15 protein-coding genes are annotated in these 13,381 nt (G+C 39.9%); 4 read left to right on the top strand and 11 right to left on the bottom strand.

All coding sequences use genetic code 11. The features are described 5' to 3' along the window. Positions 1-4 precede the first annotated feature (4 nt). Positions 5-547 (bottom strand): signal peptidase I, encoded by a 543-nt coding sequence (gene lepB, locus IW510_RS08180; RefSeq protein WP_321388162.1) that lies wholly within the window; start codon positions 545-547, stop codon positions 5-7. Positions 548-1,021: 474 nt separating this feature from the next. Between lepB and IW510_RS08175 the strand changes: the two genes are divergently transcribed. Further along, positions 1,022-1,690: a hypothetical protein gene (locus tag IW510_RS08175; RefSeq protein ID WP_202058455.1), complete on the top strand. Its 669-nt coding sequence runs from the start codon at positions 1,022-1,024 to the stop codon at positions 1,688-1,690. A gap of 40 nt (positions 1,691-1,730) precedes the next feature. On the opposite strand, the gene IW510_RS08170 is transcribed toward IW510_RS08175, so the two are convergent. The 5 genes from IW510_RS08170 to IW510_RS08150 form a co-directional block, all read right to left on the bottom strand. Further along, positions 1,731-2,090, bottom strand: a complete 360-nt coding sequence (locus IW510_RS08170) for a hypothetical protein (RefSeq protein ID WP_202058453.1) — start codon at positions 2,088-2,090, stop codon at positions 1,731-1,733. A gap of 91 nt (positions 2,091-2,181) precedes the next feature. After that, a complete protein-coding gene (locus IW510_RS08165; RefSeq protein ID WP_202058451.1) occupies positions 2,182-2,685 on the bottom strand; it encodes a hypothetical protein in 504 nt (167 codons plus the stop codon). Between the two features lie 162 nt (positions 2,686-2,847). After that, on the bottom strand, positions 2,848-3,003 hold the full coding sequence (locus IW510_RS08160) for a hypothetical protein (protein ID WP_202058449.1): 156 nt from the start codon (positions 3,001-3,003) through the stop codon (positions 2,848-2,850). 93 nt (positions 3,004-3,096) lie between these two features. After that, positions 3,097-3,636, bottom strand: a complete 540-nt coding sequence (locus IW510_RS08155) for an O-acetyl-ADP-ribose deacetylase (protein WP_202058447.1) — start codon at positions 3,634-3,636, stop codon at positions 3,097-3,099. A 29-nt stretch (positions 3,637-3,665) separates the two neighbouring features. Beyond that, on the bottom strand, positions 3,666-4,433 hold the full coding sequence (locus IW510_RS08150) for a MurR/RpiR family transcriptional regulator (protein ID WP_202058445.1): 768 nt from the start codon (positions 4,431-4,433) through the stop codon (positions 3,666-3,668). A gap of 166 nt (positions 4,434-4,599) precedes the next feature. On the opposite strand from IW510_RS08150, the gene IW510_RS08145 reads away from it, so the two are divergent. The 3 genes from IW510_RS08145 to IW510_RS08135 all read left to right on the top strand — a co-directional run bounded on the left by IW510_RS08145 (position 4,600) and on the right by IW510_RS08135 (position 7,990). Then, positions 4,600-5,982 (top strand): glycoside hydrolase family 1 protein, encoded by a 1,383-nt coding sequence (locus IW510_RS08145; protein ID WP_202058444.1) that lies wholly within the window; start codon positions 4,600-4,602, stop codon positions 5,980-5,982. Positions 5,983-6,422: 440 nt separating this feature from the next. Then, positions 6,423-7,727 carry a PTS sugar transporter subunit IIC gene (locus IW510_RS08140; protein WP_202058632.1) on the top strand — a complete coding sequence of 435 codons (1,305 nt, stop codon included), beginning with the start codon at positions 6,423-6,425 and terminating at the stop codon, positions 7,725-7,727. 23 nt (positions 7,728-7,750) lie between these two features. Beyond that, positions 7,751-7,990: a hypothetical protein gene (locus IW510_RS08135; protein WP_202058442.1), complete on the top strand. Its 240-nt coding sequence runs from the start codon at positions 7,751-7,753 to the stop codon at positions 7,988-7,990. A gap of 91 nt (positions 7,991-8,081) precedes the next feature. Here the strand turns inward: IW510_RS08135 and IW510_RS08130 are convergent, their stop codons facing one another. From IW510_RS08130 to IW510_RS08110, 5 genes are all read right to left on the bottom strand, one after another. Next, positions 8,082-9,728 carry an amino acid ABC transporter ATP-binding/permease protein gene (locus IW510_RS08130; protein WP_202058441.1) on the bottom strand — a complete coding sequence of 549 codons (1,647 nt, stop codon included), beginning with the start codon at positions 9,726-9,728 and terminating at the stop codon, positions 8,082-8,084. Beyond that, positions 9,725-11,443 carry an ABC transporter ATP-binding protein/permease gene (locus IW510_RS08125; protein WP_202058439.1) on the bottom strand — a complete coding sequence of 573 codons (1,719 nt, stop codon included), beginning with the start codon at positions 11,441-11,443 and terminating at the stop codon, positions 9,725-9,727. Before IW510_RS08125 ends, IW510_RS08130 begins: the two co-directional genes overlap by 4 nt. Then, positions 11,436-11,837 carry a YbaN family protein gene (locus tag IW510_RS08120; protein WP_202058437.1) on the bottom strand — a complete coding sequence of 134 codons (402 nt, stop codon included), beginning with the start codon at positions 11,835-11,837 and terminating at the stop codon, positions 11,436-11,438. The genes IW510_RS08125 and IW510_RS08120 overlap by 8 nt, the downstream gene beginning before the upstream one ends. Before the next feature lie 177 nt (positions 11,838-12,014). Next, positions 12,015-12,200, bottom strand: coding sequence for a ribbon-helix-helix domain-containing protein (locus IW510_RS08115; protein ID WP_202058436.1), 186 nt, complete (start codon positions 12,198-12,200; stop codon positions 12,015-12,017). A gap of 34 nt (positions 12,201-12,234) precedes the next feature. Continuing rightward, the gene (locus IW510_RS08110) at positions 12,235-13,257 is read right to left on the bottom strand and encodes an SPFH domain-containing protein (protein ID WP_330932641.1); all 1,023 of its coding nucleotides are present in this window, start codon (positions 13,255-13,257) and stop codon (positions 12,235-12,237) included. Between the last annotated feature and the right edge of the window lie 124 nt (positions 13,258-13,381).

Genomic DNA, 13,381 nt, shown 5'->3' with positions numbered 1-13,381 from the left:
ATGCCTAGATTGTTCCAAACCGATCTAATGGCCATAAAACAAATTTGACATCGCCTAAAATCTTTTCTTCACTGACAAAGCCAATCATACGCCCATCCTTCGAGTTTCTGCGATTATCTCCTAAAACGAAGTATTCGCCTTCAGGTACAGTAGTGGCGCCAATTTCTTCCAATGAAAAATCATAGGTTAACGGACCGCCATCAGTCAGTTCAGATTTAAACTGGTCCAAATAAGGCTCATTGGTCTCTTTTCCATTAATATACAGCACATCATTTTTGTACTCAATTGTTTCTCCCGGCAAGCCAATTATTCGCTTAATATAGTTCTTATTCGGCTCATCCGGAGCGGGAAATGTTACAATATCAAAACGCTCGATTTTCGTATTTTTAAACGCAATTACTCGTTCTCCATCAGCTAGTGTCGGATCCATTGAATGGCCTTTCACGACTACTGGTGTAAACACAAATTGTCTAAGTAAAAACAGCACTGCTGCCAATCCCACAAAAAATAGAATAGTTTTTAACATCTCTTTTGATTTCAATAGTATTCCTCCAAAAAGCTTGCTTTATACAGTTTACCATAACCAATTTATCTATCCAAACATAATTGACTGTTTTTACAAATAATTAACCTTACATACTAAAACAACGATTAGCTGCTTTTCTGATTAGTTCCTCACGCATTAAGAATTTTAAATCAGATATATAAATAAAAATGCTCTCCTTCTTCATTAAAGCCTTAACAGCTATCTTTTTAATACTAAAAGTAGGATTCTCAGTATCTATGTAAATTATTTCCAACCATGTTCATTCTTTTTCATATAAAGATGATTAAGACTTTGAAAATTTCCTGTAAAAAGGATGACGTCAAAAGAAACATTTGATAAACTATATGAATACAACGAAATGGTTCATTCAAAAACGAAGCGTTACTGTTTTCATACAATGAAAGCCACCACTTCTTATCTAAAGAATGATTTCGCATATTTTCTAATAAAAATCAAATGACTGGGGAGGTCACCATGTTTATATCTTTTGGCCAATACATTGGGCTGATTATCCTAACGATCATCATGATCGGTTTGATTATTTACCTAACCTTAACTGGAGATAAGGATAAAAAGCAATCCAAGCTTAAAATGAAGGTGGAGCAGCAGGTCGCTCAAACAACACCACCATCCACATCTCAGGACCAAAGTTTTGTTTATCTGAATAATACAAATTCATCAACCCAAACCGAAGGGACTAATGAGTACCCTTCAAATCAAGATGCTTACTATACAAATCAAGCTTCAGCTGATTATCCTCCTAGCTATGAGGAACAGAACAATCAAAGCGATACACAACAAACCTATCAAGACAATCAGCCCTATCAAGATAATGGGTATTATCACGAGAATCAAAATGGAGCGGATTACTATTCACAGCCTAATTCCTATCAGGAGAACAGTGACGGATATCCATCTCAGCCAACTGCTTATGATGAAGGAGCACACTATACACAACCAGCTTCTTATCAGGAGCAGCCTTCTGATACTTACTCACAGGATGATTATTCTACAAATTATGATAATTACTCTAATCAATACTCTGAGCAACCAAATGATTACTATCAACAGCCGGAGCAACAACAGGCAAATGAGGAGAATCATTATCAGGATGAAGAAAACTCAGACAATAGATATGAATAAAAAATCCCGAGGCCTGACGGCTTCGGGATTCTTTATTTCTTTAAAATGAACACTTCCCGCTTTTAGGCAGCTCCTCTTCGAAGGAACAGGCGGTTACAACCAAACACTTTCTATCTTGTAGCAAGTATATTACGCGAGCTACCTGCTCTTTGTATTCGTCCACCTTGCGCTCATCTAAAAGCTCGATATCAAAAAAATAACGAAAAAATAAAAATCCAGTTGCTTCTTTGTTCAAGCCCGTTGTATCAAATTCTTCATTATCACGAATATCCAAGCTTAGATAGTCATTTTCTGTTGAAAAATGAGCATCAAACTGCCAACCAAACTCTTGAGCCAACCTACCTACCAACTCAGTTTTAGTTAGTGGTGTCTGGACAAACATTTTACAATAAAAATCCATCCCTATCTCCTACTCCTTTATCACACCCATTCTTCCCTGTTCGTTTATGTTCTCTCATCATTAAATACGAGAGAAAGGTGCTGCGCTTCCTCTAAAATACGCTATACTCACTTGCTTCCACAGCTAGTCTATCAACCAGATTTTCCTTCCACAGCTTCTTTTGGTTATGACTGCCTACACTAATCCCATGAAGAAAAGTTGGATCTATAAAAATAAACTGTCCAGATTTCAGCTGCATTTCCAACGCCAAACAGTTCATTCCCCCATCCATCTGCTTTAAATCATAAGCGACCAAATGGGCAATCTCATTCGTAAGCAATTCCGGATTGTCCAAAATCAATTCGCCGGCTCTGGATGTCGCTGCAAACATATCCTCATCAATCTCAAAATCATGCCTGATTGAATCAACAATCCTTAGTTGAAGTCTTGAATACTGTTCAACAGAACGACATTCAATGATTCCTTCCGAAAACTCGAAATAGAGGAAACGAAGGTCCGGGCAAAACTCAAATACCCCATTTATTTCATCAACAAAGCCAACGAGATAAACTTCTTTGATTCTATTTTCTTTCAGCAGTTTTTTAATTTGCTCCACAATTAACGTCCGCCTTCCTTTGTTAGCAGCTGCAGCTTTTCATGGCACTGCTAAACAGCAGAAACAACTAGCTAGGCTGTTTCTGCTGCACTCCTTTTTTTACAGGGCGCTCGTTTTCACATTCTCGGAAAAGAGTAGGTTGTTTGTTTGCTGTAGGCGCCCTTACAAGACACATGAGTCTATTTTAAGTAGATAGATTGGCTGTTGCATTGCTGTCAGTGTCTTTATAAGTAATACAGGAATCGAACCCGCCAGTCTGGAATTGTTCAGAAAGTTGATTACCAAATCAATTACTTGATGAATCTTATTATAGAACAAACTGTTCCATCCATCTTTTAAAAAAGGTTGCGCAAAGAAAAAACAGAAAAAAAGAGCAGTAATTAAAGCTGCTCTTTACTTCTTTATCCCTATCTATAGAAACTCTATCGTTACATTGGATGATTGAAGCTCTTTCAAAACTTCTGAATAGTGCCGGTAATTCTCTCGGTCATTACAACTAAAAACAACCTCCTCTATATCGTTATGCTTCTCGCTGTAGTTCACAATTGCTGTTACCGCCGTTTCCGCAGCAAGTCTTAAAGGAAATCGGTATCTGCCAGTACTGATGCAAGGAAAAGCTATCGTCTGTATACTATTTGCAGCGGCTAGGCTCAGGCTGTTCAAATAACAGTTCTGCAAAAGAAGCTGCTCATTTTTACTGCCGCCATTCCAAACAGGTCCAACTGTATGGATCACATAATCTGCCGGCAAGTTATAGCCCTTTGTCAGCTTCGCCTCACCTGTGCGACAGCCATTAAGTGTTCGGCATTCCTCTACCAGCTGTTTTCCAGCCGCTCGATGAATCGCTCCGTCCACACCTCCGCCGCCTAACAGTGAACTATTTGCAGCATTTACAATTGCATCAACGGACATCGTTGTAATATCTCCCAGTATTAATTTTATTTTCATCAATTTTCTCCTTATATTTCTTGAACCGGCTTCTAAATATTTTTACGTAGTCTCAAGCGCTTGGCGATTTTTTCAATCAAAAAAAGTGCAGGCAGCTGAGAAGTCAGCTCAATCGTTTTATCATGGTTGTCACTGGTTTTATAGATTGTTTCTCGATTAATTGTATAAGGGATGTTCAAATCAGACATCCGACTGATTGTCGAGCTATCACTATTTGTAATAGAAATAATTGGACATTTTTTTGTGTTCAAACGTTTGATATAATGAATAATTTCTTTGGTTTCTCCGGTGACAGATAGAGCAATTACACAGGTGTTTTGCAGCACATCATCAGGGAACCATTCAATAGGATAGTTTGAGGGGTCCTCAATACGCAGAGCGGTTTGAGAAAGATTTGTAAAGTACAAGGTACCATAGCCCGCAATCATTTCTGATGAACCGGAGCCGAGAAACAAAACCAACCCCTTCTGTTCAAGAATATCAACCGCCTGCTCAATTTTTTCTTTTAAAAACGGCTCATTCACGCGTTCGAGAAAATGAATGTACTGAGTCTCATCCACATCAGCAACCTGAGCCTTTTGAAGGGAATCCGCATAGAGCTGAAGCTTAACCTTAAACTCTGCAAAGCCGCTGCATTCAAATTTATGACAAAATCGCTGAATAGTAGCTGTACTTGTATGTGTTTCCTCCGCAAGGTCTCTAATTCTCATATAAGAAACTGTCTTAAGATTGTTCGCAATATAATGGTAAATTTCGTACTCCAAAGGATTCAATTCAGGAATATAATCTAAAAAAAGCATGCGTACCCTCCCCTGTCACAGGCTGTGACATTTTTGTCATTTGTATCAACCTGTCGACACAAATGACAACAGATTGAAAGCGTATAACATTACACTATTCATGATGCTATACTCCATTATAGAGGGCGTCCTAACAATCCGCAATAGACAAACGAGGAGGAACAACATGACAACGGAATTTCCAAAAAACTTTTTCTGGGGAGCTGCCAGCAGTGCCACTCAGTCAGAAGGTCGTGAGCCGCATGATGGCAAAGGAGAAAATATCTGGGATTATTCATCCAAAGAATTCAACTTTCGATTTTACGACGGCGTAACAACCGAACATACTTCTTATTTTTACCAAGACTACAAAGAAGACATTCAACGAATGAAAGAGATTGGCTTCAACTCTTTTCGAACCTCAATTTCATGGTCCAGACTTTTCCCAGATGGTGTTGGCGAGCTGAATCAAAAAGGGGTCGATTTTTATAATCAAATGATTGATGAGCTACTGGCTCAGGGGATTGAACCATTTATCAATTTGTATCATTTCGATATGCCGATAAAGCTGCAGGAAATCGGCGGGTTCGAAAACCGCGAAGTCATTCAGGCATATGCTGATTATGCCAGGACTTGCTTTGAACTGTTTGGCGATCGCGTAAACTATTGGTTTACGTTCAACGAACCAATGATTCCTGCTGAGGCCGGTTACCTTCACGATCGGCATTATCCTTATGTCGTCGATTTTAAGAGAGCCGCCGCTGTTTTACATCATATCGTCCTCGCCCATTGTGAAGCAGTAAAAATATACCGAGAAATGAAGCTCTCAGGAAAAATTGGAATTATCATGGATGTCATTCCTGTCTATCCCCGCAGTCAGCATCCAGCCGACCTTGAAGCTGCTGAAATGGCTGATCTTTTCTATACAAAAAGTATCAACGATGCGATTTTAAAGGGGAAATATCCCGATAAGCTGAAATCAGTTCTTCTTGAATATGACCAACTTCCTGAGGTTACAACGACGGACACGGCTCTTATTGCTTCAACAAAAATTGACCTTTTGGGTATTAACTACTATCGACCTAGACGGGTAAAGGCAAAAGAATGCTTACCTAACCCTCAAGGTGTATTCTCTCCGGAATGGTTTTTTGACAACTATGAGATGCCTGGTCGTAGAATGAATACTTCCAGAGGGATTGAAATCTATCCAAAAGGAATTTACGATATCGCAAAAAAAATTCAAAACGAATACGGCAACATTGATTGGTTTGTTTCAGAAAACGGAATCGGTATCCAAGAGGAGGAGCAGTTCATGGAAAATGGGATTGTTCAAGACGATTATCGCATTGATTTTCTGAAGGAGCACTTGACCTATTTGAATCTGGCAATGAAGGAAGGCGCCAACTGCTTAGGGTACCATATGTGGACCTTTGTGGACTGCTGGTCTTGGGGAAATGCCTATAAAAACCGTTACGGCTTTTACCGTTTAGACACCGAAACAGGAGAAAAAACCTGCAAAAAATCCGGACACTGGTTCAAAAAGCTGACAGAGAATCATGGATTTGAATAAAAAACGAAGAAGTGCGATTTCCCTTACTTCATATCTTCTAGGGAAATCGACAACGAACCACCAAAACGAAGAAACTCGACAGTTATCTGGCAAGTTTCCTCAATAAATTAAAGGAGGGCCACTTCCCTTTTTCCACGTTATCTAGGGAAGTGGACAACGAACCACCTAAATGAAGAAACTCGGTAGTTACCTGACAAGTTTCCTCTACAAATTAAAGGAGTGCCACTTCCCTTTTTCCACGTTATCTAGGGAAGCGGACTGCGGACCACCTAAATGAAGAAACTCGGCAGCTACCTGACAAGTTTCCTCTATAAATTAAAGGAGCGCCACTTCCCTTTTTCCACGTTATCTAGGGAAGCGGACTGCGGACCACCTAAATGAAGAAACTCGGCAGTTACCTGACGAGTTTCCTCTACAAATTAAAGGAGCGATCTCTCATGATGAAAGTTTTTGATAATTTAGCTGTTAAGCTGCTGCCAATTGCAAACGCTATCGGAAATCAGCGGCATCTGCAAGCCATACGAAACGGACTAATTTCTATTCTGCCATTAACAATCGTTGGTTCATTTTTCACGATACTATTAAACCTTCCAATTGACGGGTACTCAGAAATGATTGCCCCCTATATACAAGCATTGGACGTTCCATTTCGTTTTACCGTCGGACTGATGTCACTATATGCTTCATTCACGATTGGTGCTTTTTTGGGAAGCACATATAAATTGGATAAGATTACCAGTGGTTTCCTGTCTATGCTTGCCACTTTACTAATGGTTGTTCCTGTTAACATTCAAGAAGGAGTGGATACAGTCGGTCAGGCAGTTACTGCTGGTCGATATATTCCCATTACTCCATTAGGCTCACAAGGTCTCTTTGGCGCGATTGTTGCTGCACTTATTTCTGTTGAAATTTATCGCTTCACAAAAGAAAAAAAACTGGAAATTAAAATGCCAGCGGGCGTTCCTCCGGTTGTAGGTGAATCCTTTGCCGCACTTTTACCAACCTTAATTGTCATCTTGCTTTTCTGGATTCCAAGACACTTTTTGAACTTCAATCTAAATGAGCTGCTAAGCTTAGCTATTTCACCACTAAAAGGATTTCTAACTGGAAATAATCTGTTTGGCGGTGTAATTACTCAATTTATGATTTGTCTCTTCTGGGCACTTGGCATTCACGGTCATGCTGTTCTCGGTCCAATCATTCGCCCATTCTGGGATCAGGCAATTATCGAAAATGCTGAGCTGTTTCAAAATGGAACTAGCGCCTTTCAACTGCCTAACCTGTTCACTGAACAATTTTATCAATGGTATGCACAAATGGGTGGTACCGGAGCAACTTTGGCTTTAGTCGTCCTTTTCCTATTCTCTCGTTCAAAATATTTGAAACAGCTGGGACGTCTTTCCATTCTTCCGGGAATTTTCAATATCAACGAGCCTGTCATTTTTGGTGCACCAATCGTCATGAATCCGCTATTGGCAATCCCTTTTATCTTAGTTCCGATTGTTAATACCATACTTGTCTATATCGTCACGATTCTTGGATGGATGCCGAAAATGATGGTCAAACCGCCATTTTCTATTCCGGCACCACTGGGGGCCTTGATTACATCAAATTGGAACTGGGTTGCTTGTGTGATGGTATTTGTTTGTTTCGCCGTCTCTTTAATGATCTACTACCCATTCTTCAAGGCATTCGAAAAAATGCAGGTAGAACAGGAATCTGCAGAAGCGGCTAAACTTGATTAACTTACGCACAGGAGGAGATTTCTATGAACTACTTGTTATATGCCGGCATTATTTTTCTGACGCATGTTCTTTTTAATCGTTACCAGAGGAAAATCAGTCTGTCTTTTGGTAAGCTGTTAGGACTAACAGTAATATTGCTGCTTTTATCTGCTGTCATTAGTACCTTTATTGGAACACTGCAGCCAGTTATCCTCAGCACCTTAGTCACAGCTGTCCTCTTGCAGAATACGTACCTACGGAATATCCAAACAAGAAACAAATAAAGAATATTTGTCTTGTTAGAGTAAACACTGCTTATCAGCGAAATCAATCCAAACTAAAAAAAGCAGGGCGCTATATCAGGCCCTGCCTCTTTTAGTTTAAATGTAACTTTCCTTGCGCTAAAAACAGCTGTTGATCGGCAAACGCTAGGGTTGTTGCTCGATGAGAAATTAAGAATATTGTCTTATTTGCTGATGCTTCAGACAAGGCATTCAGAATTTCCTGCTCGTTGAGGTAATCTAAATTACTGGTTGGTTCATCCAACAATAAAAGCGGTGCGTCATGTAGAAAGAGACGTGCCAATCCAAACCGTTGGCGTTCTCCATCAGAAACAGCACGAGCCTGTCCGCCAATTATCGTGTCGTAGCCTTCCGGTAACGAGCATACCCACTCGTGAAGCGCTGCCTGCTTGGCAGCTTCTTCTATCTCCTCTATTGAAACACCAGATTTTCTTAAACTGATATTACTGGCAATCGTGTCTTCAAAAATGAAGGTTGCCTGCTCCATGACCCCTTCTAATTGATGAATCGAGTACTCCGTAATTGTTTTCAGGTTCACATCATTAAGCTGAATGGTTCCAGACTGCGGGTCCCAATAACGCATGAGCAGCTTAAGCAATGTACTTTTCCCACTTCCGCTTTCTCCACCAATACCTACGATACTACCTTGTGGTATTTCCAAAGAAAGGTTATCTAGCAACTGCTGCTCATGATCGTAAGCAAAGGATACCTTATCCAATGAAATTCCTGAAAAATCTGTTATCTCTTGATTACTTTGCCGGAAGGAAGTCGTCGGCTCCTCCTGAACAAGCGCGCGTAGTCTCCTACCGCTTGCTAAGGTTGTAAGAAGCGCATTTCCCAAACCGCTAAGTGCTAAAACAGACCCAAAAGAGCTTAAGCTTAAAATAGTTCCAAGCATCACAAGTTCGCCGGAAAATTCCATAGCACCTCCATATATTAAGAGGCAAACGGCCGTACCAAGCAAGACAATTTCGCTCAAAATCTGTAAAATACTTGACTGCTTTAGACGTCCCTGATATTGACTATTCAAAGCTTTCCCTGTTTTCTCCAACTGCTCCAAACGTTGCTCTGAAAGGTCATATTGAGTGATATCCTGCAGACTTTCCACGTTTTCCATTACTTGCTGATTTAGTGCTGACAAAGCGGATTGATAGTCGTCACCAATAGCTTTATTCCTTTGATATCCAACAATAGGAATCACGCCACCAACCAACAGCTGGCCAGCCAAAAGAATCAGAGCCATCCCTACATCGTAGTACCATAGAAAGCCAACGGTAAACAGAGTTGTTCCAATTGCAATAAAAGTCGGTGAAATCGTATGGGCAAAAAAGACTTCTAACGCCTCTACATCAGAGGTAATCGCTGTAATCAGCTCACCACTCTGTTTTCCTGTTAGCTTTGCGGGGCCTAGCTTTCTCAACACAGAAAAAATTTCTTCCCGAATATGAGCCAATAGACGAAAGGCAATATCATGGTTTAAGTATTGTTCAGAATACCGAGCAATTCCTCGCAAAATGCCACAGCCTACCATAACAAACAAAGCAGTTAACGGATTTCCCTCTGCTCCTGAAAAAAGCAGCCAAAGCTCTTTCGCACCGATGACTGGAATCGCAACAACAGCTAAATTGCTGATAATTCCCAATGTTATTGCAAGTGCCATTTTTCCTCTTAGAGGCTTCACGAAAGAAAGCAGCCAGATAATAATCGATGATTGCTTCATTTGCTCGCCCCCTTTAATCGTACATTTTCTTCTTGGAAGTAATCTTTGAAATAACCGTTTTGCTTTTGCAGCTGATCCGGCGCTCCGCTTTCAACAATTTTACCATCCTCAAAAACCAATACTTGGTCTGCTTGTAACACATTATATAAGCGATGAGAAATGAATAAAACGATAGCCTGCTGAGAAAGGTTTCTCAGCACCTCTAAAATGATTTCTTCACTTTCCAAATCAATCCCTGAGGTAATTTCATCGAAAATATAAACGTGTGCCTGTCGTAATAATGCGCGTGCTAAAAGCAGTCGTTGTCGTTGCCCACCGGATAAATTACCGCCATTTTCAGTCAGCGGCTCCTCCAGCTGCATGGGCAGCTGCTCTACAAATTCTTTCAGGCGAACCTTGTCCAAGACAGCCCACAGTTCCTTTTCTGAAATGCTTGCTCCTGCAAGCAGCAAGTTTTTCTTAATTGATTCAGGATAAAGATAACCATGATTATCAACCAATAAGGCTTGTTTATGAATCGTTTCAGCAGTCAACTCACTTAACTCTAAATCATTCCATAAAATCTTTCCGTTGTACTCGGAAAGCTGATGAAGAAGTAAACGGACGAAGGTGCTCTTTCCCGAGCCGGATTTCCCAACTAGAGCTGAAAAACTTCCTTGTTTAAATGTAGCTGATATTTGTTGTAACGCCGGACAATCAGATTTATTGTACTGAAAATTCACTTCTTCTACAGTAATGGTTTGCAGAATCGACGGTAATTCTCGATTTCCGTACTTCTGTTCAGGAAGCTCTAAATAAGCAAACAGCTTACCACAAGCACTAATACCATTCATTGCAACATGAAAGAGTGAACCTAATTGACGCATTGGAATGAAAAACTCTGCGCTTAAAAGAATGAACAGCAAAAGTCCAACCGTGCTGATTGTTCCGTCTTGATAAGCAAGTAGGGCGAAACCAATACCTAAAGCCGCGCCGCTATACGAGATAATATCCATGATTGTAATTGAATTCAATTGCATAGAAAGCAGGCTCATCGTTACCTTACGAAAACGTTCTGCGTCATCAGCAACCTCTTTTTGTTTGAATTCATCTTGATTATAGGCTTTTAAGACACTTAGTCCGTTCAAATTTTCATGAAACTTCTTACCTAAATCCGTATACTTGCCCCAATAGTTACTTAAGATTCGTTTAGCAATTTTCATGACAGCCATAATCACAATCGGAATAAGCGGCATACAAATGAGTAAAATTACGGCAGGCTGCCATGCGAAAATACCTAATGTGAAGAAAATCATTAATGATGCCAACATACAATAGAAAAATTGCGGTAAAAATCGGGCGTAGTAAATTTCCAGCTGTTCAATCCCCTCAACGGATAATTGTGCTAATGTCGCAGAGGGAAGCTGTCCTTCATTATTACCCATTCGAAAAGCTTTTTGCATGACTGATTTTCTAATTGCCAGACGTAAAGCTGCAGAAGAATCATACGTCAGCTTTTCAACGATCTTCGTTAAGATACTCTTACCAATCAATACTCCTGCTGCTGAAACAAGCAGCTTTGTACTATCTATAAGCCCGTATTCAATATACTCCGCTAACGCTTGGGCAAAAACAAGCCACATGCTGATTGAAAGCCCCAGATTCAACAAGCGGACAAGCACGAGCCAAATTAATTGTTTCTTTTCAACCAATTGAAAAAGTCGTTTATCAATCATTACCGCTACCTGCTTTCACAGATACTGTGTTTCGATTCTTTCCTTTTAAGTACCAAGTCAACAAAACAACGTGGGCAATATAAACAATCGCCATCGTCACTCTCATCATCAAATTATCTACAAAAATACAAGGAATCAGGAACACAACAAAAATAGCTAAAAACATTTTAATCATATTTCCGGTAGAAATATTTTTCTTAATAATCGGCTCCTCTACATATTTTTGATAGCGTTTTGACTGAATAAAGCGATGGTATAGCTTTTCCGAACTTCTCAACCAGAAGAAGCCGGTTAATAAATAAAAAACAGTTGTCGGTAAGAATGGTAAAAAAATGCCGATTGTTCCTAAAATAAATGTAATGGTTCCCGACAAAATAAATAGTCCCTTCTTCATAGGACACGTCACTCCTTATTTCATTATAGATTCATTTTGCACTGCTATCGAATCGGCTCTAAAAACCGCTCTTCTCATTTGTTAAGTATAACACAAGAAAACGATAATGATAATCATTCTCATGTATATTTCATATAAAAAGAGTCAGCAACAGGTCTCCCCATTGCTGACTCTTTTTCACTCTTCACTATTCATTTGTTTTCCAGAGCCCTTTCTTCTTTTCACAGCCTCTGTCAACAAGTATTCAATTTGCCCATTCACACTGCGGAATTCATCCTCCGCCCAAGCTGCCAGTTCATTATACAGTGCGGTGGAAAGGCGCAGCGGCACTTGCTTTTTTGTTTTCTGCTCTTTTCCTTCCATGATAACAATCCTCTCCGCAAATACTATACGTATCTTAGTACAATGATCCGCTATTTACAATAGGCTGAGCATCTCGATTTCCACATAGAACAACCATCAAATTACTAACCATCGCAGCTTTGCGCTCGTCATCCAATTCGACAATTTCCTGTTCGCTTAGTTTTTCCAACGCCATCTCAACCATTCCAACAGCACCTTCAACGATTAATTGTCGTGCATCAACTACTGCCGAAGCCTGTTGGCGCTGAAGCATAGCTGCAGCAATTTCAGGAGCGTAAGCCAAATGAGTAATTCGTGCTTCGATGATTTCCAGCCCGGCTACGGTAACCTTTGACTGAATTTCTTCACTCAAGCGATTACTGATTTCCTGACTTGATCCACGTAAGCTCTTCTCATTGGCATCTTCATTATCAGCAGCATCGTAAGAATACAGACGAACAATATTTCTCAATGCAGAATCACATTGAATAGATAAATATTCAGTAAAATTATCAACGTCAAACATCGCTTTCGCTGTATCTGCCACTCGCCAAATAACAACGATACTGATGATGATTGGATTTCCCAATCGGTCATTAACCTTCTGTTTATTGTTACTCAATGCCATTGTCTTCAAGGAAAGCTTACGTGACACACGTTGCTGTGCATTGCCAGTTCCTTTTGCAGAAGAAATTGTTTCCGCTTCTAAAGCCGGAGCCTTTTCAGAAGAAGTCAAGCCGGTGGGCATAGGTACTGCTGTTGTAAACGGGTTTACAAAGTAAAAGCCTTCTCCTTTGAGTGTCCCAATATAACGTCCAAACAAGGTCATAACCATCGCTTCATTTGGTCTAATTATTTTCAGACCTGCAAATAACAAAGGCATCGGCACACACCAGTAAAATACACTTATCGTCAGAAGAATACCGCCTAACACAAACGCTTCCTTCTCCAGATAAACAACGCCAAAGATAAAAGCGATAATCGATAAAACGATTCCCAAAATATTCAACAGCAGAATAGGCATCCCGCTTGTTGCTTTTAATTGAACCTCCTGTGAAGGTACGTTACTTACACCCATTTTTTTATTTTCCATTTTTTTCATCCTCTCCAAGTGATATCATTTTGATATCACTTAAATATTACAGTAATATTACCAGAAAAAACAATTGTTGTCAAAAGAATTCGTATCCTTCTCTTTTTAA

The sequence above is a fragment of the Enterococcus sp. BWR-S5 genome (assembly GCF_016745255.1).
Taxonomy (GTDB): domain Bacteria; phylum Bacillota; class Bacilli; order Lactobacillales; family Enterococcaceae; genus Enterococcus_L.
This window is presented reverse-complemented; position numbering and strand designations above follow the sequence as displayed.

Coding starts and splice junctions, on each gene's coding strand:
- IW510_RS08175 (WP_202058455.1), top strand. CDS start 1,022: ATGTTTATATCTTTTGGCCAATACATTGGGCTGATTATCCTAACGATC.
- IW510_RS08170 (WP_202058453.1), bottom strand. CDS start 2,090: ATGGATTTTTATTGTAAAATGTTTGTCCAGACACCACTAACTAAAACT.
- IW510_RS08150 (WP_202058445.1), bottom strand. CDS start 4,433: ATGCTTTTTTTAGATTATATTCCTGAATTGAATCCTTTGGAGTACGAA.
- IW510_RS08145 (WP_202058444.1), top strand. CDS start 4,600: ATGACAACGGAATTTCCAAAAAACTTTTTCTGGGGAGCTGCCAGCAGT.
- IW510_RS08140 (WP_202058632.1), top strand. CDS start 6,423: ATGAAAGTTTTTGATAATTTAGCTGTTAAGCTGCTGCCAATTGCAAAC.
- IW510_RS08135 (WP_202058442.1), top strand. CDS start 7,751: ATGAACTACTTGTTATATGCCGGCATTATTTTTCTGACGCATGTTCTT.
- IW510_RS08130 (WP_202058441.1), bottom strand. CDS start 9,728: ATGAAGCAATCATCGATTATTATCTGGCTGCTTTCTTTCGTGAAGCCT.
- IW510_RS08125 (WP_202058439.1), bottom strand. CDS start 11,443: ATGATTGATAAACGACTTTTTCAATTGGTTGAAAAGAAACAATTAATT.
- IW510_RS08120 (WP_202058437.1), bottom strand. CDS start 11,837: ATGAAGAAGGGACTATTTATTTTGTCGGGAACCATTACATTTATTTTA.
- IW510_RS08115 (WP_202058436.1), bottom strand. CDS start 12,200: ATGGAAGGAAAAGAGCAGAAAACAAAAAAGCAAGTGCCGCTGCGCCTT.
- IW510_RS08110 (WP_330932641.1), bottom strand. CDS start 13,257: ATGGGTGTAAGTAACGTACCTTCACAGGAGGTTCAATTAAAAGCAACA.